At 63.0% G+C, this 24,296-nt stretch carries 21 protein-coding genes and 1 pseudogene; 17 read left to right on the forward strand and 5 right to left on the reverse strand.

The genetic code is table 11. The features are described 5' to 3' along the window. Nucleotides 1–186: 186 nt before the first annotated feature. Nucleotides 187–1,080, forward strand: coding sequence for an acyl-CoA thioesterase (locus AADZ55_RS01365; protein ID WP_085324068.1), 894 nt, complete (start codon nt 187–189; stop codon nt 1,078–1,080). A 795-nt stretch (nt 1,081–1,875) separates the two neighbouring features. Here the strand turns inward: AADZ55_RS01365 and AADZ55_RS01375 are convergent. Then, a pseudogene (locus AADZ55_RS01375) lies at nt 1,876–2,085 on the reverse strand (DUF427 domain-containing protein); the annotation flags it as partial. 674 nt (nt 2,086–2,759) lie between these two features. On the opposite strand from AADZ55_RS01375, the gene AADZ55_RS01380 reads away from it, so the two are divergent. Continuing rightward, nucleotides 2,760–3,290 (forward strand): GNAT family N-acetyltransferase, encoded by a 531-nt coding sequence (locus AADZ55_RS01380; RefSeq protein ID WP_085324066.1) that lies wholly within the window; start codon nt 2,760–2,762, stop codon nt 3,288–3,290. A gap of 49 nt (nt 3,291–3,339) precedes the next feature. Here the strand turns inward: AADZ55_RS01380 and AADZ55_RS01385 are convergent, their stop codons facing one another. The 3 genes from AADZ55_RS01385 to AADZ55_RS01395 all read right to left on the reverse strand — a co-directional run bounded on the left by AADZ55_RS01385 (nt 3,340) and on the right by AADZ55_RS01395 (nt 7,579). Then, nucleotides 3,340–4,602: an MFS transporter gene (locus tag AADZ55_RS01385; RefSeq protein WP_341286252.1), complete on the reverse strand. Its 1,263-nt coding sequence runs from the start codon at nt 4,600–4,602 to the stop codon at nt 3,340–3,342. Between the two features lie 5 nt (nt 4,603–4,607). Further along, on the reverse strand, nt 4,608–5,738 hold the full coding sequence (locus tag AADZ55_RS01390) for a ThiF family adenylyltransferase (protein ID WP_133056397.1): 1,131 nt from the start codon (nt 5,736–5,738) through the stop codon (nt 4,608–4,610). A gap of 725 nt (nt 5,739–6,463) precedes the next feature. Next, nucleotides 6,464–7,579, reverse strand: coding sequence for an alcohol dehydrogenase catalytic domain-containing protein (locus tag AADZ55_RS01395; protein ID WP_207569035.1), 1,116 nt, complete (start codon nt 7,577–7,579; stop codon nt 6,464–6,466). A 14-nt stretch (nt 7,580–7,593) separates the two neighbouring features. Here AADZ55_RS01395 and AADZ55_RS01400 point away from each other — a divergent pair, with 14 nt between their 5' ends. Both AADZ55_RS01400 and AADZ55_RS01405 read left to right on the forward strand, forming a co-directional pair. After that, nucleotides 7,594–8,049 (forward strand): acyl-CoA thioesterase, encoded by a 456-nt coding sequence (locus tag AADZ55_RS01400; protein WP_085324061.1) that lies wholly within the window; start codon nt 7,594–7,596, stop codon nt 8,047–8,049. 100 nt (nt 8,050–8,149) lie between these two features. Then, nucleotides 8,150–8,590 carry an SRPBCC family protein gene (locus AADZ55_RS01405; protein WP_085324060.1) on the forward strand — a complete coding sequence of 147 codons (441 nt, stop codon included), beginning with the start codon at nt 8,150–8,152 and terminating at the stop codon, nt 8,588–8,590. A gap of 7 nt (nt 8,591–8,597) precedes the next feature. On the opposite strand, the gene AADZ55_RS01410 is transcribed toward AADZ55_RS01405, so the two are convergent. Further along, nucleotides 8,598–9,290 (reverse strand): GntR family transcriptional regulator, encoded by a 693-nt coding sequence (locus tag AADZ55_RS01410; protein WP_085324059.1) that lies wholly within the window; start codon nt 9,288–9,290, stop codon nt 8,598–8,600. A gap of 148 nt (nt 9,291–9,438) precedes the next feature. On the opposite strand from AADZ55_RS01410, the gene fadD5 reads away from it, so the two are divergent. The 13 genes from fadD5 (at nt 9,439) to AADZ55_RS01475 (ending at nt 24,281) form a co-directional block, all read left to right on the forward strand. Then, the gene (gene fadD5 / locus AADZ55_RS01415; protein WP_085324058.1) at nt 9,439–11,103 is read left to right on the forward strand and encodes a fatty-acid--CoA ligase FadD5; all 1,665 of its coding nucleotides are present in this window, start codon (nt 9,439–9,441) and stop codon (nt 11,101–11,103) included. Between the two features lie 212 nt (nt 11,104–11,315). After that, a complete protein-coding gene (locus tag AADZ55_RS01420) occupies nt 11,316–12,113 on the forward strand; it encodes an MlaE family ABC transporter permease (RefSeq protein ID WP_085324057.1) in 798 nt (265 codons plus the stop codon). Nucleotide 12,114: 1 nt separating this feature from the next. Further along, nucleotides 12,115–12,984, forward strand: coding sequence for an MlaE family ABC transporter permease (locus AADZ55_RS01425; protein WP_085324056.1), 870 nt, complete (start codon nt 12,115–12,117; stop codon nt 12,982–12,984). 5 nt (nt 12,985–12,989) lie between these two features. Further along, on the forward strand, nt 12,990–14,342 hold the full coding sequence (locus AADZ55_RS01430) for an MCE family protein (protein WP_085324055.1): 1,353 nt from the start codon (nt 12,990–12,992) through the stop codon (nt 14,340–14,342). After that, nucleotides 14,339–15,379: a virulence factor Mce family protein gene (locus AADZ55_RS01435; RefSeq protein ID WP_085324054.1), complete on the forward strand. Its 1,041-nt coding sequence runs from the start codon at nt 14,339–14,341 to the stop codon at nt 15,377–15,379. Before AADZ55_RS01430 ends, AADZ55_RS01435 begins: the two co-directional genes overlap by 4 nt. Continuing rightward, the gene (locus AADZ55_RS01440; RefSeq protein ID WP_085324184.1) at nt 15,376–16,926 is read left to right on the forward strand and encodes a virulence factor Mce family protein; all 1,551 of its coding nucleotides are present in this window, start codon (nt 15,376–15,378) and stop codon (nt 16,924–16,926) included. The genes AADZ55_RS01435 and AADZ55_RS01440 overlap by 4 nt, the downstream gene beginning before the upstream one ends. Then, nucleotides 16,923–18,533, forward strand: coding sequence for a virulence factor Mce family protein (locus tag AADZ55_RS01445; RefSeq protein WP_085324053.1), 1,611 nt, complete (start codon nt 16,923–16,925; stop codon nt 18,531–18,533). Before AADZ55_RS01440 ends, AADZ55_RS01445 begins: the two co-directional genes overlap by 4 nt. Before the next feature lie 59 nt (nt 18,534–18,592). Then, complete coding sequence (locus AADZ55_RS01450; RefSeq protein WP_119184906.1) at nt 18,593–19,759, forward strand: virulence factor Mce family protein; 1,167 nt, start codon at nt 18,593–18,595, stop codon at nt 19,757–19,759. After that, nucleotides 19,753–21,303, forward strand: a complete 1,551-nt coding sequence (locus AADZ55_RS01455; protein ID WP_085324052.1) for a virulence factor Mce family protein — start codon at nt 19,753–19,755, stop codon at nt 21,301–21,303. The genes AADZ55_RS01450 and AADZ55_RS01455 overlap by 7 nt, the downstream gene beginning before the upstream one ends. Nucleotides 21,304–21,338: 35 nt before the next feature. Next, complete coding sequence (locus AADZ55_RS01460) at nt 21,339–21,998, forward strand: hypothetical protein (protein WP_085324182.1); 660 nt, start codon at nt 21,339–21,341, stop codon at nt 21,996–21,998. Continuing rightward, nucleotides 21,995–22,972 carry an RDD family protein gene (locus AADZ55_RS01465; protein WP_085324051.1) on the forward strand — a complete coding sequence of 326 codons (978 nt, stop codon included), beginning with the start codon at nt 21,995–21,997 and terminating at the stop codon, nt 22,970–22,972. The genes AADZ55_RS01460 and AADZ55_RS01465 overlap by 4 nt, the downstream gene beginning before the upstream one ends. Continuing rightward, entirely contained in the window at nt 22,969–23,565 is a 597-nt protein-coding gene (locus tag AADZ55_RS01470; protein ID WP_085324050.1) for a mammalian cell entry protein, read from the forward strand. The genes AADZ55_RS01465 and AADZ55_RS01470 overlap by 4 nt, the downstream gene beginning before the upstream one ends. After that, nucleotides 23,532–24,281: a mammalian cell entry protein gene (locus AADZ55_RS01475; protein ID WP_085324049.1), complete on the forward strand. Its 750-nt coding sequence runs from the start codon at nt 23,532–23,534 to the stop codon at nt 24,279–24,281. The genes AADZ55_RS01470 and AADZ55_RS01475 overlap by 34 nt, the downstream gene beginning before the upstream one ends. Nucleotides 24,282–24,296: the final 15 nt, after the last annotated feature.

Consider the following 24,296-nt stretch of genomic DNA (forward strand, 5'->3'; position numbering starts at 1 on the left):
GCGCCTTCGCACCAGCCCTTTACAAATCACCGCAAAAGTGTCACGCAACCTGGGCCGCCCTGTCAACGCGGCGTATCGGTCGCCCCGTCCCATCGGTCAGCTTTACAAGCCACCGGCAAAGTGTCACGCTGGCCGTGAGCTGCTGTCGCGACTCGGCCGTCATGGGATAGCGAGAGGTGAGCGGAGTTGACCACGGGTTCGGATCACGCGCAGTGGTCGGTCGACGGCCTGCTCGAGCTGTTCGATGTGGCGGCCGAGGCGCAAGACCGGTTCACCGGTGACACTGGCCTCGCCGGCCAGGACGGTCGGCGGGTGGTGGAAGGCACCCAGGTGGTCGCTCAGGCGATTGTTGCTGTGGCGAAACGATTTCCGGACAAGTCGGTGCGTTCGGCACACGCGGTGTTCGCCCGCGCTGTCACGGTCGGCCCGCCTGTCGAACTCGTCATCGACGTTGTCCACGAGGGCCGGTCGATCGCCACCGCGATCGTCGCCGCGCAGCAGAATGGCCGCCGCTGTATGACCGTGACGGTCTTGGTCGACATCCCGAGCGGCGACGTGATCCGTCACCAGCTACCGCGGCCGGACGTTACCGCACCGGCGGATGCCAATCTCGCTGTGATGCCGATGGCCGGACGGGAGCTGCGACTCGTCGACGTGGTCGACGTCAACAGCCCCGACGAAGTTGGGCCACCGGAGTTGTATGCGTGGCTGCGTTATGATCCTGTCCCAGCCGCCATCGGCACCCGTGACGATCTGGCCAAGGCTCTCGTCGCGTATTTCACTGGCCACCTGGGGATTTCCACCACCATGCGGGCGCATCCGGGCATCGGTACCAGCCAGGCGCATCTGACCGTATCCACCGCACCGATGACGATCTCGGTCGCATTTCACGAGCCGGTGCGCTGGGACGGGTGGCTGCTCTACACCCACGAGAGCACCCACGTTGGCGCGGGAATGTCCTATGTCCGGGGCGCTGTGCACGCCCAGGAGGGGCAGCTCATCGCCTCCTTTGCCCAGGAGGCGATGATCCGGCCGCTACGCACCAGCGACACGGCGATCGACTCCCGGTCGCGGTTCTAACGCCTGTTGGCAATGGTGCGGTTCATCATCGCCTAGGGCCCGCAGTTGTTGAGTGGGGCCAGCATTGGCGCTGGTGGGGCCGCGGCCGAAGCGGCGGGTTCCCCGGGTTCAGGTTCATCGATCACCCTGCCCCGTCGCAGCGGCGGCAGGACGCCTGCGGGCACGACGCCCTGAATCCGTTTGTCGTGTCGGGTCTCGGCGGCCCGCCGACGGTGTGTCAGTGGATGTGATGTGGTGCGACTGCCTGACCGGACAGTCCGGATCACCCGACACAGTCCCTAGCGGGTGAAGCCAATTTGACCGTATACCACAGGATTTGATCACCCGGATGTTTTGGTTGAGCCGCATGTCTTGGCGCAGCTGTCCCAGCTTCGTGCTGCAAGCCCGTGCCCTGTCGACGGTGTTGTACGGCGACTTTGCCTAGGAACCTCGTGTCGGCAAACGCCAGGCGAGTTTGCTGCCGCTGTCCGCGATATTGTTACTAGTAGACGGTAGCGTTCTCTAGTTGGTATCGTCTGGCAACGCAGGGTCTGTAGATATATGCGGAAAGGAAGTGGTGACCATGACACACGAGGTCTCGTCCGACTCGGACGAGACGGTCTATGCGCATTGCTATTTCAGTCACGGCGACAAAGCCGACTGAGAACTTCCGGGCTAGCGCGGGCCAGCGGGAGTTGATTGCGCGATGCACAACTCCCGCTGGCCCGGTCGGGCCAATTCCGCCAATTTCGGGCTAACGGAGTCCAAGCAACCGGCGCTCGACGTCGCGTTTACCAATTCCGACGGCGGCGTGATCTAGGCGGGCAGCTCGGCCAGCACATCCGCGCGGGTGGCATCGAAGCTCAGAAGGCCTTTGATGGGCCGGCTTTCCGGTGGCGGGTCAGGGTAGCTCCACGCGATACCGTCTGCAAGGTTGTCGCGGTCATCGCCGGATACAGCCGACCAGTATGTCGCCACCCCCTTGTAGTTGCAGTAGGTCGACGTCTTCGACCGTCTCAGCAGATCTCTCTGGTCTAATGGCGTAGTTCGCCGCGGTCTCGCGACATAGTTGGCATCTCGTTGGACGGTGGGGTCGGCCATGTCGAAGGCAGGCTCGTCATCACCGCGGTGGACGTCCCGCGCCTTGGGTACAGCAACTGCGCCGCCGTGATGCGATCGAGGGGCGGCCGAATTCGAAACCGCGTTCGCGGCGGCCCCGCCACAATCCGCACGCGGTCGATGGCATCGTGACGACACCGTGGTGCACCTGCGCAAAACACGGACCAGAGCCGGGCTCCCACGCCGGCCCGCCGCCCGCGGCCCAGCTCGGTAGGAAGGCCGGCGATCGTATCGGCCAGTCCGCATAGCTGAGCGGACGATCCCGCCGGTGCGCCAGCAGCGCCCACTCGCTGCCGATCACTAGTCCTGGCGGGTCAATTCCATGCGCCCGGCATCACCGCGGTAGGCCAGCCGACGCCGCCAATGCCAACGTGGTCGCGGTGGCGCCAAATCCATCGGAAAATTGATTCCCAATATTGGTCCGGGTCACGTAATGGCCGACCAAAAGCCGACGAACATTTCAGTGCGGGGCAACCGTAGCAGCTATCTGCGGGGCTAGATTAGGTAGTACCATATGGCCATGATTCCTGACGAACGTGCTCGTTGACACTGATGTCTTGATCCCAAAATAGCTGCGCCTTATGGAACCTCCAGTATTGACAACCGCACGCTTGGTCTTACGTTGCGTGACGTCAGCCGATGAGGACGCAATTGTTCGGGCGTGCAACGATCCGCTGATCGCACACTATCTGCCGCTCCCACGGCCGTACACCCGAGACGACGCGCGTAAGTTCGTCACCGATTCGGCTGCTGCCTGGTTAAACGACACCACCTATGGATTTGGATTCTACGACGCGACAACCAATCAATTAGCAGGAACTTGTGCACTAAAAAATACGTTACGAGGAGTCGTAGAGCTCGGGTATTGGACTGGGCCGGATTATCGTGGTGGAGGATTCACTACTGAAGCCGTTCGAAGATTGTGCCAATGGGCATTTGATGAGCTGCCTATACACCGGATCGAGGGATACATAATAGTGGGAAATGACGAGTCGCAGGCTGTTGCACTCAACATTGGCTTCGAGTTGGAAGGACTGCTACGTCAACGGGCATATCGAAATGGTCAAATACGGGACTGGTGGGTGTTCGGGCTACTAGCGCGGCCCGCATAAACTAGACAATACCCGAAGTTGAGCATAGCCCGTCAAGAGGCGCAATTTGTCAGTTCGGTATGCGGAAAGATTGAAAGCTATCGGCAACGCGGTACTTTATCGATATCACCAGCGCCGTGACGGTCAAGATCACCACGCAAAACGTGATCCCCACGGCGCCGTACCTGTGGATGGCCATAGACGCAACAGGAGAAAATGCTACAAATACGCCCCTCCCCAGCGTCGACCTGATCGAGAACACGGTTGCGCGTGAACCACCACTAGCCTTCTCGGCCAAGGTGGCATTTATGTCAACCACGACAGCTTGATAGGACCACAGACAGAGGCAGATCAACAGCACAACGAGGACGGCTGGAAGCTGCGCCCAGGCGCCGATTGCGAGTAAAATTCCTGGCGTCACAAGCGCTGCCATATAGTAAAGAGCTCGGGATCTCAAATATTGTGCAAGCCACTTGTGTCGAGATTGCACCAGCATCATTAGGAAAAATGCGCCGCCGAAGAACCATCCATGATCTGTGAGTGAATTCGGTCCGACAATCAACTGCCAGTACTGTATGATCAACTGAAAAGCAGCTGCCAACGCACCGGATAGTACAATTACTGGAATTAGGCGAGCTCTATTCTCTTGATCCTTGATGACCTCTTTGATGTTCGACCACGTGATCGATGCCAACCCAGCTTGTCGCGAGGCCGATTTCAAAAGTGATTCATGCGACGTCGATCGCATGCTAGCGTTGTGAGGTCGGTAGGCAAACAACAGGCTCAGAAGTAGTGCAAAAACCGCCATTCCCGCAACGGTCCAAGGCACTCTACTCTTCGGGTCATTAAAAGCCAGCAGGCCGCCCACTAGCGCCGCTCCGGATGTCGCGGTAAAGGACCACGTTGTCAGCCGCGAAAACAGAGCACGAAGGTTATTCATACCATGGTCAGCGGACCATGCATCAACGAGTTCCGCTTCGATCGCTCCAGAAAAGGTCGCTAACGACAGGGCGTTGAATGCCTCTGCCAAATATAGTGTCGAAGCTCCCGAGCCAAAGCCTGTAAGAAAGAGCCACAGGCATGCGGACCCGAGCCCCGCAGCAATAACGAGTCGACGGTCCACTCGGTCAGCGAGAACGCCCAGCGGAACTTCAGCGGCCAGGATCAATAGACATTGAAATGCTTTGAGGTAGACAATGTCCTGTGCGGAAATTCCCTTACTGACCAAATAGATCGCGCTCGTCGCCCCTACCAGCATCCGCGCCGCCATAGTGGCTGAGCATAGGATCAGCAAATACCGTGTCCTATTGCTGCCCGCAATACTACGCACCATTGCGACTATTTGGCAAAATGCGAACACCGGACGATGGGCTGAGTTTGAAAGCGCAACTCTGACTTGTACAAGCCGATACGCTTGTTCAGTGTTACCGGATCGGCATATCCTCCCAGAAAGGCCAGAATGTCGTCGACCGCTAGGCCGGAACTGACCATGACTGTCCATGCGTGCGAGGGCGCCTGCTGATAGTGCGACTTACGATCTTCTTCTCCGGTTGACGCCGTAGGATTGCTACATTCCCAACACCCGGTTTTCCCGGGTATCACAAAGGGGCCAAGCACGGGAAGATCATTAATGTAGCCGACTTGAATATAGGGTACGCCGGAACGCATGGAGAATCGATTGCACCAGGTATAAATGTTCGCCGGGCTATCCGCACTCAAAACGATCACATCGACGTCGCAAAATTGATTGAAACTGTCAGTCGAAGACGCCTGAAAGTCGCTAATTGCGGAGACGGCAATGCTTGAGTTTATTCCGGCAATAGATTCGGCCATCACTTCGGCCTTTTTGCGTCCGATATCGGACTCGCGGAACATGAACTGTCTCGATAGATTGGATAGTTCAATGGTATCGGAATCGGCTAGCACAAGTCGACCGACTCCGCTCCCCGCCAGTCCTGGGGCCACGTAATTGCCGATCCCGCCGCAGCCAATAATCGCCACGCTGGCTTCGGATATCCGCCGCTGGACCTCTACCGGATCACTGCCCTTAAGGTTATAGTACAGTTGATTGCGGGAGTAGCGCTCTTCGAGGGCAACATCCCCTATCAGAAGCCCAGGCGCATTTAGTATGTCTATCGCCTTGTCGGATTCATTTGCTGCATGGCCGTTCGCTGTCAAGAACGCACGCACTTCGTGCTCGGTGTGATATCCAGTCCGGTAGATGTGAACTGCATCCCGTACCGCTGAGGCGGCTGGATCGGACTTTGCCAGGGACTGTTCGATGGAGCCCCCTCCCCACACGATCGATTGCTCAAATTCGCCAAACGCAACGTAGGGTGCGAGGGTCTTCTTTGCGGTATGCATGCTGGCCCAATGATTGATGTTGATACGTTGTTCCGCCAATGAAATAGCTGTGACTTCACCGCGATTGATGCAATGTTTGAATGCTGGTTCACTTACGATGCTCAATGTGTCTCAATGTGTGTGGGCCGCCGTGGCGGCCCACACACATTGAGGTCATATCAATTCACATTGAGGTCATATCAATTCGCTGTGTTAAAGCTCACCACGCACCCTTTCCTTCAGCAACGCTTTCGCCAGCGCCCAATGCAAACCAACGAACTACCGAATGTTTCGCCCGGCGACCTTCGTGTCGAGGGCGTTGCGGGGACTGGCACAAGGTCGACTTCGGCAGAACGATCGATTATTGCGATCGGTTACGCGGCATTGCATCCTCCGATCGGTCCGATCCGTGGTGGACGTCCCCGTCGGCTGATCGGGGGATACGGCGGTGGTGTGGCGGCGGTCACCGACGGCACCAAAGTGGTAGCCGGCGGCTTGCGGTGCGGATAGGCGGCAGAAGGTATTCGAGTCAGTTCGGCGAGGGGGCAGGTCCACCTCATGTCGGCGAAGGCCAGGTGGGATCGCCGCCCGTTGCTCCCCGATTGGGGGACATCGCTTCCGAACCCGTGTGGGGCCGACCATCCGCGGGGCCGACCACGACGGTTTGCGCGGCGGCTGCAGGGCCGCTACCAACAGATGGCCGGACGTTGCAGACGATCACCATCCGCACCGACAACGCCGAACTTGTCACGGGGACTTCACGGTGGAATTCAATGGCACAAGATTGACCCATCCCGGTGTGCAGCTGGACACCGCCGATCCTGAGTCGGTGGACTGGCTTGAGGCGTCCGTCAAGGCCCGTCGAAGCCGATGAGCTGGCGCACCGCGGTGCCTTCAGCGAGGTGGTCCATTGCCTCGTTGATGTCGTCCAACCGAATCGTCGACGTCACCAGCGACTGCACTGGCAGCCGGCCCGATTGCCACAGCGACACGAACCGGGGGATGTCGCGGCTGGGCACTGCCGAGCCCAGATAGCTGCCGATCAGCGACCGGCCTTCGGCGACAAATCCCAATGGCGACAAGCTGATCCGGGCATCCGGTGGTGGCAGCCCGACGGTGATGGTACGACCCCCGGGAGCGGTCAGCCCGATTGCGGTCTGCAGCGCAGCGGGATGACCGACAGCTTCGACAACGACGGCGGCCTTGACGGCATGCTCCGCGGCCTGCTGCGGCGTGTACGTCTCGTGGGCGCCCAAAGTCCGTGCGGTCGAAAGTTTTTCGGGTAGCTGATCGACGGCGACAACACGAACGTCGTCGAAGGTCAAAGCGGTCAGCACCGCCGCCATGCCGACGCCACCGAGGCCGACGACAGCGACGGACTGGCCGGGGCGCGGAGCGCCGACGTTGAGCACGGCACCCCCACCGGTGAGCACTGCACACCCGAGCAGGGCCGCGACGCCGGGCGGCACCTCGTGCGGCACCGGAACCACGCTGGCCCGATTGACGACGGCATGGGTTGCGAAGCCGGAGACGCCGAGGTGGTGGTACACGGGGCGGCCGCCGCGGCTGATCCGGATGCCGCCACCGAGCAGTGTGCCGGCGGTGTTGGCGGCGCTGCCCGCTGCGCACGGCGTCAGGCCCTGGGTGGCACACGCCGCGCATCGTCCGCACCTCGGCAAGAACACCAGCACGACCCGCTGGCCCACGGCGATGTCATCGACACCGGCACCGATCCGCTCGACGATTCCGGCGGCTTCATGACCGAGCAACATCGGCACCGGCCGTACCCGGTTGCCGTCCACCACCGACAGGTCGGAGTGGCACACGCCCGCCGCCTCGATGCGGACCAGGACCTCACCGCTGCCGGGTTGGTCCAGGTCGAGCTCGATGACGCTGATCGGCTTCGACCGCCGATAGGGCCGCGGTAACCCGATCTGTTCCAGCACCGCGCCGCGGATGGCAGGCATGTTGGAATACAACCATGGGTTCTGTGCCGGCACCGGACCAGCTCGGACACACCGACTTCCCGGTGCTATGGCCGGTGCTCACCCGATGGGCCGACAACGACATGTTCGGTCACCTCAACAACGCCGTCTACTACCAGCTGTTCGACACGGCGATCAACGCCTGGATCAACACGAGTACCGGGGTTGACCCGCTCACTATGCCGTCGCTGGGCATTGTCGCGGAGTCGAGCTGCCGCTACTTCTCCGAACTGAGCTTCCCGGAAAGCCTGGTGGTGGGCCTGGCGGTGACCCGGTTGGGCCGCAGCAGCGTCACCTACCGGCTCGGTGTGTTCAAGGAGCCCGCCCATACGCAGGCCATCACCGCACTTGGGCACTGGGTGCACGTCTACGTCGACCGGACCAGCCGCAGGCCGGTTCCGATTCCCGACGTCATCCGGTCCCTGCTGGCAACTGCCTGCGTGAGCGAGTAGGCCGCATCGCACCAAGATCGCGGTCAGGGCTGTGATTCCCGTGGCAACCGCAGCCCTGACGGCAATCTCGCGCTGATCGGGACCCAGGTATGCTTCGCCAATGCCAGTTCTGAGCAAGACCGTCGAGGTCTCCTCCGACGCCGCATTGATCATGGCCATCGTCGCCGATATCGAGCGCTACCCGGAGTGGAATGAAGGGGTCAAGGGCGCTTGGGTGCTCGCTCGCTACGATGACGGGCGTCCCAGCCAGGTGCGGCTCGACACCGCTGTTCAAGGCATCGAGGGTACCTATATCCACGCCGTGTACTACCCGGCTGAGAACCAGATTCAAACCGTCATGCAGCAGGGCGAACTGTTTGCCAAGCAGGAGCAGCTGTTCAGTGTGGTCCCCAGCGGTGCCGCGAGCTTGCTGACCGTGGACATGGACGTCCAGATCACCATGCCGGTGCCGGAGCCGATGGTGAAGATGCTGCTCAACAACGTCCTGGAGCACCTCGCCGAAAACCTCAAGCAGCGTGCCGAGCAGCTGGCGGCCGGTTAGGGCGGAATCAGCCGAAGATTCCGGTCCGATCCAGGGTTTCGGTTAGCCGCCGTGCCGCATCGGTGAACTGCCAGACGGTGTGTTCGATCACGGCGGCAGTGTCGCGGCGGCGCAGCGCGGCGATCAGCAGGCGGTGACTATCGACCGCATCGGCGCCCCATTTCGGATCGGCGGCGAACACCTGCGCCGGCATATAGCGGGCGGCGTTGAGCAGGAACCAGGCCAACTTGATCCGGCGGCTCGCCTGGTTGAAGACGCGGTGAAACGAGAATTCGATTGCTGCGATGGTCTGGGCATCGCCGGACTCAACCGCCCCCGCCAGCGCGTTGGTGATGCGGTCCAGCTCGTCGATCTCGACATCGGTGATGTGGGCGGTGGCCGATGTGGCAAGTTCCTGGGCAAGGGTGGCCTGAAGCCAGCAGATGTCGTCGATGTCCTGCCTGGTCAACGGCATCACCACGTGGCCGCGATTTGGCTCCAGCCCCACCATGCCCTCACCGCGCAGCTTCAGCAGCGCCTCCCGAACCGGCGTGACGCTGACCCCGAGCTCGGCTGCGGTCTCGTCGAGACGGATGAACGTTCCTGGGCGCAGCGTCCCGGACATGATGGCGGTCCGCAAGTGGCCTGCCACCTCATCGGATAGCTGTGCCCGGCGCAGCGGCCGCGGGCTCCGCGGCTTCGCCGATAGAGGTGCGTTCACGTGGCCTGCCAGGACTTTCAGGGTAGTGCCGGGCTTGCCGGGGGGCTTGTTTTAGGGCCACTCGGGCCGTTAGTGTGACCCAGGTAACACCATGTTTTATCAAATATCAACCTGGCGCAAGCGGTGCGCAAGTGAAAGGAAGGGATAGTTGACCGCGCAACTGGCCAGCCACCTGACGCGGGCTCCAACACCTGCCCAAGAGCAGCCCTATAGTGCCCGGCGGCAGAACTGGGTCCACCAGCTCGAGCGGCACGCGATGATGCAGCCGGACGCGCCGGCGCTGAGGTTCCTGGGCAACACGGTGACATGGGCCGTTCTGCAGCGCCGGGTTTCGGCGCTGGCCGATGCCTTGAGCCGCCGAGGGGTCGGCTTTGGCGATCGGGTCATGATCTTGATGCTCAATCGCCCCGAGTTTGCTGAGTCGGTGCTGGCCGCCAACATGCTCGGTGCCATCGCGGTTCCGCTGAACTTCCGCCTCACGCCAACCGAAATCGCATTCCTGGTCGAGGACTGTGCGGCACGGGTGATCATCACCGAAGCGGCGCTGCTTCCGGTGGCCGCCGGTGTCCGTGACATCCAGCCGCTGCTGAACATGATCGTGGTGGCCGGCGGCCCAACCGATGCCGGCGATGACGGAGTGTTCGGCTACGACGATCTGATCAACGAGACCGGTGATGCGCACGCCCGCATCGACATCCCGAACGACTCGCCGGCGCTGATCATGTACACCTCGGGCACCACCGGACGCCCGAAGGGCGCCGTTCTCACCCACACCAACCTGACTGGTCAGACGATGACCGCGCTCTACACCAGCGGAGCCAACATCAATAGCGACGTCGGCTTCATCGGTGTTCCGTTCTTCCATATCGCTGGAATCGGCAACATGCTGCCGGGGCTGCTACTCGGCACCCCCACGGTGATCTACCCGCTTGGCGCGTTTGACCCCGGACAGCTCCTCGATGTACTGGCGGCGGAAAAGGTCACCGGCATCTTTCTGGTTCCCGCGCAATGGCAGGCGGTCTGCGCCGAGCAGCAAGCGCGACCACGGGACCTGAGGTTGCGGGTGATGTCGTGGGGAGCCGCGCCGGCGCCGGACGCGTTGCTGCGGCAGATGTCGGCAACCTTTCCCGGAACCCAGATCCTGGCTGCATTCGGCCAGACCGAGATGTCGCCGGTGACCTGCATGCTGCTCGGCGAGGACGCGATCAGGAAGCGTGGATCGGTCGGCCGGGTGATCCCGACCGTCGCCGCCCGGGTGATCGACGAGAACATGAACGACGTCCCCGTCGGCGAAGTGGGCGAAATTGTCTACCGGGCACCAACATTGATGAGCTGCTACTGGAACAACCCGGAAGCCACCGCGGAGGCGTTCGCGGGTGGCTGGTTCCATTCCGGGGATCTGGTTCGGATGGACTCCGACGGTTACGTCTGGGTAGTGGACCGCAAGAAGGACATGATCATCTCCGGCGGCGAGAACATCTACTGCGCGGAGCTGGAAAACGTTCTGACCAGTCATCCCGACATCGTCGAAGTCGCGGTTATCGGCCGCGCCGACGAGAAGTGGGGCGAGGTGCCGATCGCGGTCGCGGCTGTAACGAACGACGACCTTCGGATCGAAGACATAAGTGAGTTCCTCACCGATCGGCTTGCGCGCTACAAGCACCCCAAGGCGCTCGAGATCGTAGCCGCTCTGCCCCGCAACCCTGCGGGGAAGGTGCTCAAAACTGAACTGCGTTTGCGGTACGGCAACGGCTCGGATACCGAAAGACATTCTGCGCCAAGTGATTTTAAGTCCAGAAGGGAGAACAGATAGCAATTGTAACGTTTGCCTGCTATTGACGAAGGGTTAAATGTGCGGATGCCTTACACACCGGGCGGGCCATCGGGTACATTCCTGTGGTCTCCGTTACTCCCTGCGAGTAAGGAGCTTGCGGTCACACACCGAGCGTCGGGGCAAGGAGGAGGCGTGCGACATGATCCGCCGCGGCGCCGCGACACCCATGTCGCCGGTTTGAGGGGGCGGCAGTGACCACGTCGGCCACACTGTCCGGCTACGTCCGCGACCAACTGCAAACCCCGCTGACACTTGTCGGTGGCTTCTTCCGGATGTGCGTGCTAACCGGAAAGGCGCTGTTTCGCTGGCCGTTCCAGTGGCGCGAGTTTATCCTGCAGTGCTGGTTCATCATGCGGGTCGGGTTTTTGCCGACGATCATGGTCTCGATACCGCTGACGGTGTTGTTGATCTTTACGCTCAATATCCTGCTTGCCCAGTTCGGCGCGGCAGACATCTCAGGCTCCGGCGCGGCGATCGGCGCCGTCACCCAGCTTGGCCCGCTGACCACGGTGCTGGTGGTTGCCGGCGCCGGGTCCACTGCCATCTGTGCCGACCTGGGCGCCCGCACCATTCGCGAGGAAATCGACGCGATGGAGGTGCTGGGCATCGATCCGATCCACCGGCTGGTGGTGCCCCGGGTGCTGGCCTCGATGCTGGTCGCCACGCTGCTCAACGGCCTGGTGATCACCGTCGGCCTGGTCGGCGGCTTTTTGTTCGGTGTGTACTTGCAGAACGTGTCGGGTGGCGCCTACCTCGCCACGCTGACCCTGATCACCGGTCTTCCCGAGGTGGTCATCGCGACGATCAAGGCCGCGGTGTTCGGCCTGATTGCCGGCCTGGTCGGCTGCTACCGGGGGCTCACCGTCCGAGGCGGTTCCAAGGGGCTTGGCACCGCCGTCAACGAGACCGTGGTGCTCTGTGTGATCGCGCTGTTTGCCGTCAACGTGATCTTGACGACCATCGGTGTGCGATTTGGGACGGGGCGCTGACATGTCGACTGCTGCTGTGGTGCGTGCCCGCTTCCCGCGGGCGGTCGCCAATCTCCGCCACTACGGCGGTGCGGCGGCCCGAGGCTTGGACGAGGCCGGTCAGCTGGCCTGGTTTGCGCTTATCAGTGTCGGGCAGATCGGCCATGCGCTGCGCTACTACCGCAAAGAGACGCTGCGGTTGATCGCCCAGATCGGCATGGGCACCGGTGCGATGGCCGTCGTCGGCGGCACGGTCGCGATCGTCGGGTTCGTGACGCTGTCCGGCAGTTCACTGGTCGCCATCCAGGGTTTCGCGTCGCTGGGAAATATCGGTGTCGAGGCGTTCACTGGGTTCTTCGCCGCGCTGATCAACGTGCGCATCGCCGGTCCGGTCGTCACGGGTGTCGCGCTGGCGGCCACGGTCGGCGCTGGTGCCACCGCCGAGCTGGGGGCGATGCGGATCAGCGAGGAGATCGACGCTCTGGAAGTGATGGGTATCAAGTCGATTTCGTTCCTGGCCTCCACCCGGATCATGGCGGGGCTGGTGGTGATCATTCCGCTGTATGCGTTGGCGATGATCATGTCGTTCCTGTCCCCACAGATCACGACGACGGTGCTCTACGGGCAGTCGAATGGCACCTACGAACATTACTTCCAAACGTTCCTGCGTCCCAATGATGTGTTTTGGTCCTTCCTGGAAGCGCTCATCATCACCGCGATCGTCATGATCAGCCATTGCTATTACGGGTACGCCGCCGGCGGCGGCCCGGTCGGTGTCGGTGAGGCCGTCGGCCGATCGATGCGTTTCTCGCTGGTCTCGGTGCAGGTCGTCGTCCTCTTCGCAGCGTTGGCGCTCTACGGTGTCGACCCGAACTTCAATCTCACGGTGTAGCCGCCATGACGACGCCGGGGAAGCTGAACAAGCCGCGAGTTCCGCCCTACAAGACGGCGGGCTTGGGTTTGGTGCTGGTCTTGGCGCTGGTAACTGCCTTGGTGTACCTACAGTTTCGGGGCGAATTCACGCCTAAGACGCAGGTGACGATGCTGTCCGCTCGTGCGGGTTTGGTGATGGATCCCGGGGCGAAGGTCACCTACAACGGTGTGGAGGTCGGCCGGGTCGACACCATCTCGGAGATTACCCGGGACGGCCAACCGGCGGCCAAGTTTGTGTTGGATATGGATCCGAAGTACGTCCACCTGATCCCGGCGAACGTGAACGCCGATATCAAGGCGACCACGGTGTTCGGCGGTAAGTACGTGTCGTTGACTACCCCGAAAGACCCCTCTCAACAACAGATCACGCCGCAAACCGTGATCGACGCGAGGTCGGTGACAACCGAGATCAACACGTTGTTCCAGACACTCACCTCGATCGCCGAGAAGGTGGATCCGGTCAAACTGAACCTGACCTTGAGCGCGGCCGCGGATGCGTTGAGCGGGCTGGGCGACAAGTTCGGGCAGTCGCTCGTCAATGCCAACACCGTCCTCGATGACCTCAATGCGCGGATGCCGCAGTCCCGCCATGACATTCAGCAGCTGGCCGCCCTGGGTGACGTCTACGCCAACGCGTCGCCCGACCTGTTCGACTTCCTCAACAATTCGGTGACTACCGCCCGCACCATCAATCAGCAGCAAGCGGATCTGGATTCCGCGTTGCTGGCGGCCGCGGGGTTCGGCAACACCGGAGCCGACGTCTTCGAACGCGGCGGGCCCTATCTGGTGCGCGGGGCCGCCGATCTGGTGCCCACCGCCACGCTGCTCGACACCTACAGCCCGGAGCTCTTCTGCACGATCCGCAACTTCCACGACGCCGACCCCATGGCCGCGGAGGTGGGCGGCGGTGGTAACGGCTACTCGCTGGTCACGAACACCGAAGTCCTGTCCGGGTTGGGTATCTCGGTGTTGTCTCCGCTAGCGCTGGCCACCCAAGGCGGGGCACTGCTACTCGGGCTATTGGTGCCGCCCCTCGCCCTCCCCGCAACATTGGGGGCGGGGATAACCGGCGTGCTAGGCGGGGCGCCCAATCCCTACATCTACCCGGAGAACTTGCCGCGGCTGAACGCGCGCGGCGGTCCGGGCGGCGCCCCGGGTTGCTGGCAGACCATTACCCGGGATCTGTGGCCCGCGCCGTATCTGGTGATGGACACCGGTGCCAGTCTTGCGCCGTACAACCACCTCGAGATCGGCTCGCCCTACGCCAACGAGTACGTCTGGGGCCGTCAAGTAGGGGACAACACGATCAACCCATGAAAATCACTGGAACCGTCGTCAAACTCAGCATCGTCTCGTTGGTGCTGCTGTTCTTCACGGTGATGATCATCGTGATTTTCGGTCAGATGCGCTTCGATCGGACCAACGGCTACTCCGCGGAGTTCAACAATGTCAGCGGGCTGCGCCAGGGCCAGTTTGTCCGCGCCTCGGGGGTGGAGATCGGCAAGGTCAAATCACTGCACCTGGTCGACGGTGGCCGTCGGGTTCGGGTGGAGTTCAACATCGACCGTTCGGTGCCGCTGTACCAGTCGACGACCGCGCAGATCCGGTATGCCGACCTGATCGGCAACCGCTACGTGGAGCTCAAGCGCGGTGAGGGTAAGGGGGCCGACGAAGTCCTGCCGCCGGGCGGATTCATCCCGGTATCTCGCACCTCACCGGCGTTGGACCTGGACGCGTTGATCGGTGGCTTCAAGCCGGTGTTTCGGTCGTTAGACCCGGCGAAGGTCAACAACATCGCCAGCGCGATCGTCACGGTGTTCCAGGGTCAGGGCGGCACCATCAACGACATCTTGGAGCAAACCGCGCAATTGACCAGCCACATCGCCGAGCGCGATCAGGCGATCGGCGAGGTCGTCAAGAACCTGAACATCGTGTTGGACACCACCGTCAGGCATCGAAAGGAGTTCGACCAGACCGTCAACAACCTGGAGAATCTGATCACCGGGTTGAAGAACCACGCCGACCCATTGGCCGCTGGCCTCGCGCGCATCAGCAATGGCGCCGGAACGGTGGCCGACCTGCTGGGCGACAATCGCGAGTTGCTGCGCAAGACGATTGCCTACCTGGACCCGATTCAGCAACCGCTCATCGATCAGCGTGATCGATTGGACGATCTACTGCACAAGATCCCGACCGCGCTGACCACTGTCGGACGCGCCAATGGCACCTACGGCGACTTCCTCAACTTCTACCTCTGCGACCTCTCGGTCAAGTGGAACGGATTCCAACCCGGAGGGCCGGTTCGCACAGTACGGCTCTTCCACCAGCCGTCGGGTAGGTGCACGCCGCAATGAGAACGCTGGAACCGCCCAACAGGATGCGAATCGGGCTCATGGGCATCGTGGTGACGCTGCTCGTCGTCGGGGTGGGCCAGAGCTTCACCAGTGTCCCCATGCTGTTCGCCAAGCCAAGTTACTACGGCCAATTCACCGACACCGGCGGGCTGAACAAGGGCGATAAGGTGCGCATCGCCGGCTTTGGGGTGGGCACCGTGGACGCGCTCAAGATCGACGGCGACCATATCGTGGTCAAGTTCTCCATCGGCACCAACACGATTGGCACCGAGAGCCGGCTGGCCATCCGCACCGACACCATCCTGGGCAAGAAGGTGCTCGAGATTGAGCCGCGCGGCAAACAGACGTTGCGGCCGGGGGGAATATTGCCACTCGGGCAAAGCACCACCCCGTATCAGATCTACGACGCATTCTTTGACGTCACCAAGGCCGCCTCCGGCTGGGACATCGACACGGTCAAGCAGTCGCTACACGTGTTGTCGCAGACCGTTGATCAGACCTATCCCAACCTGAGCGCCGCTCTCGACGGTGTGGCCAAGTTCTCCGACACGATCGGCAAGCGCGACGAGCAGATCAAGCACCTACTCGCCCAGGCCAACCAGGTGGCAAGCGTCCTCGGTGATCGCAGCGAGCAGGTCGACCGGCTGTTGGTCAACGCGAAGACGCTGCTGGCGGCGTTCAACGCGCGCGGTCGGGCGGTGGACGCGCTGCTCGGCAACATCGCTACTTTCTCGGCCCAGGTGCAGGGCCTGATCAATGACAACCCCAACCTGAACCATGTCCTCGAGCAGTTGCGTACCCTCAGCGACTTGCTGGTCGTGCGCAAGGACGACCTGGCGCAAGCCCTGGAAGTGTTGGGCAAGTTCGTCGCGTCGTTCGGTGAAACCTTCGCGTCGGGGCCGTACTTCAAGGTGTTGCTGGCCAACCTGTTGCCGGGTCAGGTCTTGCAGCCGTTTGTCGATGCGGCGTTCAAAGACCGCGGTATTGACCCCGAGAACTTCTGGCGCAGTGCGGGACTGCCGTCATTCCGGTTCCCCGACCCGAACGGCACCAGGTTCCCCAACGGCGCGCCGCCACCACCGCCGCTGGTGCTAGAGGGCACGCCCGAACATCCGGGGCCGGCTGTGGGGCCGGGTGCGCCCTGCTCGTACACCCCGCCGGCGGATGGACTACCGCGGCCGTGGAATCCGCTGCCCTGCGCCGGCCTCACCGAAGGCCCGTTCGGCCCGGGCCCCGGCAACTTCCCGGCACCGCTCGACGTCCAGACGTCGCCGCCGAACCCGGACGGACTACCGCCCACCCCGGGTCTGCCAGTCTCGGGACGCCCGGGTGAGGTGCCGCCAAACGTGCCGGGCACGCCGGTCCCGATACCGGCGGAGGCCCCGCCTGGAGCGCGCACCGCGCCGCTGGGGCCGGCGCCCGGGCCGGTTCCGGCCCCGCGGCCGGGCCCACCGGCACCACCCGGACCCGGACCGCAGTTGCCGGCTCCGTTCATCAACCCAGGCGGCACGGGTGGTAGCGGCGTTACGGGAGGTAGCGAGAATTGAGCACCATCTTCGACATCCACAACCTGAAGCTGCCGAGGCTGTCGCGGGTCACGGTGGTCATCGGATCGTTGGTGGTGGTGCTGGCCCTCGCCGCCGGAATCGTCGGCTGGCGTCTCTACCAGAAACTGACGACAAACACAGTGGTTGCCTACTTCCCCCAAGCGAATGCGCTGTATGTCGGCGACAAGGTCAAGATCATGGGTCTTCCGGTCGGTCGGATCGACAAGATCGAACCGGCCGGCGACAAAATGAAGGTGACGTTCCACTACCAGAACAAGTACAAGGTGCCCGCCAATGCCTCCGCGGTGATCCTCAACCCCACCTTGGTGGCGTCGCGGAATATCCAATTGGAGCCGCCGTACAAGGGCGGTCCGGTCATGGCCGACAACGCGGTTATTCCGCTCGAGCGGACCCAGGTACCAGTCGAGTGGGACGAGTTGCGCGACAGCGTCTCCAATATCATCGATAGGCTCGGCCCGACACCGCAGCAGCCCAAGGGGCCGTTCGGCGAGGTCATCGAATCGTTCGCCGATGGGCTGGCCGGCAAGGGCAAGCAGTTCAATACCACGCTGGACAGCCTGTCGCGGGCGTTGAACGCGCTGAACGAGGGCCGGGGCGACTTCTTCGCGGTGGTGCGCAGCCTGGCGCTGTTCGTCAATGCCCTCCACCAGGACGACCAACAGTTCGTCGCGTTGAACCAAAACCTGGCGGAGTTCACCGATCGGCTGACCCACACCGACGGCGACCTGTCGAATGCGATCCAGCAGTTCGACAGCCTGCTCGCAGTCACGCGTCCGTTCCTGGAAAAGAACCGCGAGGTGCTGACGCACGACGTCGCCAATCTCGAGAACGTGACGACCACGTTGCTGCAACCCGACTCGTTGGACGGGTTGGAGACCACCCTGCACGTCCTGCCGACCCTGGGGTCGAATGTCAACCAGATCTACCACCCGTCACACGGTGGCGTGGTCTCGGTTTCGGCATTCGCGAACTTCGCGAACCCGCTGCTGTTCATCTGCAGCTCGATCCAGGCCGGTAGCCGGCTCGGCTATCAAGACTCCGCCGAACTGTGTGCGCAATACCTGACGCCAATTCTGGACGCGATCAAGTTCAACTACCCTCCGTTCGCCGCGAACATCGGCAACACGGCGGAGACGCTGCCCAAGGAGATCGCCTACTCGGAGCCCCGGCTGCAGCCGCCAAACGGTTACAAGGACACCACCGTCCCCGGCATCTGGGTGCCGGATACACCGTTGTCCCACCGCAACACCCAGCAGGGTTGGGTTGTCGCGCCCGGGATGCAAGGGGTTGCGGTCGGACCGATCACGCAGGGTTTGTTGACGCCCGAGTCCCTGGCCGAACTCATGGGTGGCCCGGACATCGCACCGCCTGAATCGGGACTGCAGACCCCGCCGGGGCCGCCGAATGCGTACGACGAATATCCGGTGTTGCCGCCGATCGGTTTGCAGGCTCCTCAGGTGCCGATACCACCTCCCCCACCTGGCTTCGAGGTGATCCCGGGACCGGTTGCACCGACGCCTGCACCAGCGCCAGGACCAGCGCCGGTTGGGGCGCCGCTGCCCGCTGAGGCAGGAGGGGGCCAGTGACACGCGCGACGAGCCCGGTGAGCGACAGCGCCGCGTTGGACGGGCGACGTACTAGCGGAATCTCGAGGGTGCTGGGCGTAGCCCGGCACGGGGTCACTCGGGGGCTGACCCTGCTGGTCGTTGCCTTGGTGCTGAGTTCGTGCGGATGGCGCGGTATCTCCAACGTGGCGATCCCCGGCGGCCCAGGAAGTGGGCCCGGTTCCTACACCATCTATGTGCAGATGCCGGACACATTGGCGATCAACGGCAACAGCCGGGTCATGGTGGCCGACGTCTGGGTCGGCTCGATACGCGCGATCAAGTTGAAGAACTGGGTGGCAACGCTGACGCTGAGTCTGGACAAGAACGTCAAGTTGCCAAAGAACTCCACCGCCAAGATCGGCCAGACCAGCCTGCTGGGTTCACAGCACGTCGAGCTGCACCCGCCAGCCACCGACCCGTCGCCGGCGCTACTGAAGAACGGTGACACCATCCCGCTGAAGAACTCCTCGGCTTTTCCGACTACCGAGCAGACGTTGGCCAGCATCGCCACGTTGCTGCGCGGCGGTGGCGTGGTGAACCTCGAGGTGATTCAGAACGAGATCAATGACATCGTGACTGGCCGGGCCGATCAGATCCGGGCCTTCCTTGGCAAGCTCGATACCTTCACCCAAGAGCTCAACAAGCAACGCGACGACATTACCCGCGCCATTGACTCCACCAACCGGCTGCTGACGTATGTTGGCGGCAGGGCGGAGGTCCTGAATCGGGTGCTGACCGATCTGCCCCCGCTGATCAAGCACTTCGCGGACAAGCAGGACCTCTTGATCAACGCGGTTGATTCAGTGGGACGACTCAGCCAGGCCGCAGGCCAGTATCTGTCGGCCGCGCAGGGCGACCTGCATCAGGATTTGCAGGCGCTGCAGTGCCCGCTGAAGGAACTCGCTCGAGCGGCGCCGTACCTGGTACAGGCGCTCAAGTTGATCCTCACCCAGCCTTTCGACATCGACGCGGTGCCGAAGTTGGTCCGGGGTGACTACATGAACCTGTCGCTGACGCTCGATCTGACCTACAGCGCCATCGACAACGGGTTCCTCACCGGAACCGGATTCTCCGGTGCGTTGCGCGCACTTGAGCAGTCCTTCGGCCGCGATCCCGAGACGATGATTCCCGACATCCGCTACACGCCGAACCCCAACGACGCGCCCGGTGGGCCGCTGGTGGAAAGGGGGTCTCGCCAATGCTGACTCGGTTTATCCAACGCCAGTTGATCCTGTTCGCGATCGTGTCCGTGGCAGCGATCGTCATATTGGGCTGGTACTACCTGCGGATTCCAAGTCTGGTGGGCATCGGCCAGTACACCCTGAAGGCCGACCTGCCGGCATCGGGTGGTCTCTATCCGACGGCCAACGTGACCTACCGCGGCATCACTATCGGCCGGGTCACTGCCGTCGAGCCGACACGGCGCGGCGCGCAAGCGACGATGAGCATCGACAGCAACTACAAGATCCCGATCGATGCGTCGGCGAATGTGCACTCGGTATCAGCGGTCGGTGAGCAGTACATCGATTTGGTGTCCACGGGCAATCCGGGCAAATATTTCTCGTCCGGGCAGACCATCACAAAGGGCACGGTGCCGAGTGAGATCGGGCCGGCGCTGGACAACTCCAACCGCGGGCTGGCCGCATTGCCCAAGGAGAAAATCGGGTTGCTGCTCGACGAGACCGCGCAAGCGGTCGGCGGACTAGGTCCGGCGCTGCAGCGCCTGGTCGACTCCACCCAGGCGATCGTCGGTGACTTCAAGACCAACATTCAAGATGTCAACGACATCATCGAACACTCCGGACCGATTTTGGACAGTCAGGTCAATTCGGGTGATGCGATCGAGCGCTGGGCGCGAAAGCTGAACGTCCTGGCGGCGCAGACTGCGGCACGGGACGAGAACGTGAGAAGCATCCTGAACCGGGCGGCGCCGACCGCCGATGAACTCAACGCGGTGTTCAGCGATGTGCGGGACTCCCTGCCGCAGACGCTGGCGAATCTGGAAGTCGTGCTCGATATGCTCAAGCGCTATCACGCCGGCGTCGAGGAATTGCTGGTGTTTCTACCGCAGGGCGCAGCTATCGCCCAGACGGTGACGTCGCCGTTCCCGGGCGCGGCTTCGCTGGATCTCGCGCCGACCATCAACCAACCGCCGCCGTGTCTGACCGGCTTCATCCCGCCATCGGAGTGGCGGTCCCCGGCCGATACCAGTCCCAGACCGTTGCCGACGGGAACGTATTGCAAGATCCCGCATGACGCCCCGGCGCTGCAAGTGCGTGGCGCACGCAACCTGGTCTGCGTCGACGTTCCTGGCAAGCGCGCGGCAACGCCGAAGGAGTGCCGGAGCACGGAGCCGTATGTTCCGGCGGGCACCAACCCGTGGTACGGCGACCCGAACCAGCTTCTCACCTGCCCGGCACCGGCGGCACGCTGTGATCAACCGGTGAAACCGGGTTTGGTGATACCGGCGCCGTCGATCAACACCGGCCAGAACCCGGCGCCCGCAGATCAGGTGCAGGGGAGCCCGCCTCCGGTGAGTGATCCATTGCAACGCCCGGGTTCGGGTACTGTGCAGTGCAACGGCCAGCAGCCCAACCCGTGCGTCTACACTCCAGCACCGGGCCCGTCGGCGGTCTATAACCCGGCCAGTGGTGAACTGGTGGGGCCGGATGGTGTCAAGTACGCCGTCGAGAACTCGAGCACAACAGGAGACGACGGATGGAAGGAGATGCTGGCTCCGGCCAGCTGAATCCCGCCGACGCCGACGAGCCGTCGCCTTCGGAGGTGAAGGCCGCGGATTCGTCAGAATCCGGGGCCGGAACCGACCAGACCGGCGCGCAGGTGAAGGCCGCGGATTCCCTGGAATCGCCGGCGCAAACCGCATCGGAGCCCGGCGAAGACGCGGACCCGCAACCGGACCCAGAACCGGCCACCGCGCGTGGGCCGTCGCGGCTACGGCGCGGCTGGTTGGTCGGCATCGCCGCGGCGCTGCTCGTCTTGGCCGGTGGTGTCGGGGCGGGCGGCTATCTTGCGCTGCGTTCTCACCTGGACAGCACGGCCATCGCCCGCGCCAATGTCGCGGCCACGGAGGCCGCGAAGGATTGCGTCGCGGCAACGCAGGCACCTGACGCAGCGGCAATGGCCGCGAGCATGAAGAAGATCATCGACTGCAGCACTGGTGATTTCGGTGCGCAGGCGTCGCTGTACACCGGCATGCTGGTCGAGGCATATCAGACGGCCAACGTCCACGTGAAGGTGACGGATATGCGGGCGGCGGTCGAGCGCAACAACAGTGACCGGTCGGTCGATGTTCTGGTGGCTTTCCGGGTCAACGTGTCCAACACCGATGCGAATGCCCAGGAAGTCGGCTACCGCCTGCGGGTGCGGATGGCACCGGATGATGGCCGGTACAAGATTGCCAGACTCGACCAGGTGACCAAGTGACGGTGGTGGCCGAGAAGCCGCATACCACGCTGGGTGTCGACGAAGCATCGCCGAATGACTTGGCGCCCTGGCATCTTCGGGCGGGCGCATTCGCCATCGACGTTGCGCCCGGGGTCGCTGTGGTCGCGACGATGGCGTTGACGGCATTGACGGTGCCGCTGCGCTCCACCTGGTGGTGGTTTTGTGTGTCGGTGGCCGGACTCGCGATCTTGCTGTCGGCGGTCAACCGGTTGCTGCTTCCCACTATCACTGGTTGGAGTCTCGGCCGTGGGAATGCCGGCATCAGAGTGGTGCGGCGCGACGGCTCCTCCAGCGGGCCGTGGCGGTTGCTGCTCAGAGACCTGGCCCACCTGCTGGACGTCTTGTCGCTGTTTGTGGGTTGGCTCTGGCCGCTGTGGGACTCGCGGCGGCGCACCTTCGCCGACTTGCTGTTGCGCACCGAGGTGAAGCGCGTCGAACCGGTCCGGCGTCCTGGCGCGGTACGGCGGCTAACGGCCGCAGTGGCGCTGGTGGCTTCGGGGGCTTGCGTGGCGGGAGCCCTGGTGGGCGCGACGGTGGTGTACCTGAAGGAGCGAGCGACCGATCAGACTCGGGCACAACTTGCGGTGCAAGGCCCGAAGATCGTGGTCGAGATGCTGAGCTACCGTCCAGAAACGGTGCAGCGCGATTTCGAGCACGCCCGGTCGCTGGCCACCGACAGTTACCGCGCGCAGCTGACCATTCAGCAGCAGGCGGTGCAGGAGGCGGGACCACCCGCCATCAACCAGTACTGGGTTACCGACAGTGCGGTGCTGTCGGCGACAGGGGATCAGGCAACCATGCTGCTGTTCATGCAAGGCGAGCGCGGCGCACCGCCCAATCAGCGGTACATCACCGCAACCGTGCGTGCGATCTTTCAGAAGTCGGGCGGGCAGTGGCGTGTCGACGATCTCGCGGTCGTGATGAAGCCGAGACAGCCCAAGGGTGAAAAATGAGCCCGCGCCGCAAGTTTGAAACTGGCGAGGGGCCGCTTCTGGTCGCGCTGCCGATCGAACCGCCGCGACGATGGGGCCTGCCCCCGCGACCGTGGGACCTGCGGGCGCGCCTGTTTCGGTTGCCGGCGGCGCTGATCGCTGCCGCGGTGGTGTCGACGGCCGCGATCTCATCTTGCGTGTTCATGCTGATCACCCACGAATCACACCAACGCGCAGCGCGGCAGGACACCGCGATGCTCAGCGACGTCCGATCGTTCATGGCCATGTTCACCTCACCGGATCCGTTCCACGCCAACGAATATGCCGAACGGGTGCTGGCTCACGCCACGGGCCAGTTCGCGCAGCAGTACCGGGACAGGCACAACGAGATTCTCATGCAGATCTCGGGCGTCGAGCCGACCACCGGCACGGTTCTGGACGCGGGTGTGGAGAGGTGGAACGACGATGGCAGCGCCAACGTGCTGGTGGTCACCGAGATCACCTCGAAGTCCCCGGACGGCAAGCGGGTGGTGGGAAGCGCGAACCGTTGGGTGATAACGGCCAAGCAGGAAGGTAACGAGTGGAAGATCAGCAATCTGCTTCCGGTGATCTGACCCAACAGACTCCCGCCGAGTCAGAGTCCGGCACCGAAACGGCCGCAGGAACGGATGCAACCGAAGCCGAGGGCGACCTGGACGAGGTCGACGCGGAGGGGCAGCGGGACGCAGGCGATGCGGCAGTGTCGGCCAGCGAGGCCGACGCCGCTGGATCCGAGACGACCGCGGGCGAGGACGGTGGTGCACCGGTCAGACGATCGCGCGGCAGGTGGCTAGCCGTCGCGGTCGGCGTGGCCGCGGCGCTATTCGTGGCCTCCGGCGCCTTCGCCGGTGCGACGGTGCAGCCCTACCTATCCGACCGCGCCGCGGTGGCCACCAAGCTCACGGTCGCACGGACCGCGGCGAACGCGATTACGACGCTATGGACCTACACGCCGGAAAACATGGACACCCTGGCCGATAGGGCCGCGAACTACCTCACCGGCGACTTCGCGGCGCAGTACCGCAAATTTGTCGATCAGATTGCGGCGCCCAACAAACAGGCCAAGATAACCAACAACACCGAAGTCACTGGGGCGGCTGTGGAATCGCTGAACAGCCGGGATGCCGTCGCCATCGTCTACACCAATACCACCACCACCAGCCCGGTGACCAAGAACATCCCGGCATTGAAGTATCTGTCCTACCGGCTGTTCATGAAACGCTATGGCGGGCGTTGGCTGGTGACCAGGATGACCACCATCACCTCGCTAGATTTGACGCCGCACCTGTAGCACGACCAGGCGCAT

Origin of the sequence: Mycobacterium decipiens (assembly GCF_963853665.1) — a bacterium.
Classification (GTDB): domain Bacteria; phylum Actinomycetota; class Actinomycetes; order Mycobacteriales; family Mycobacteriaceae; genus Mycobacterium; species Mycobacterium decipiens.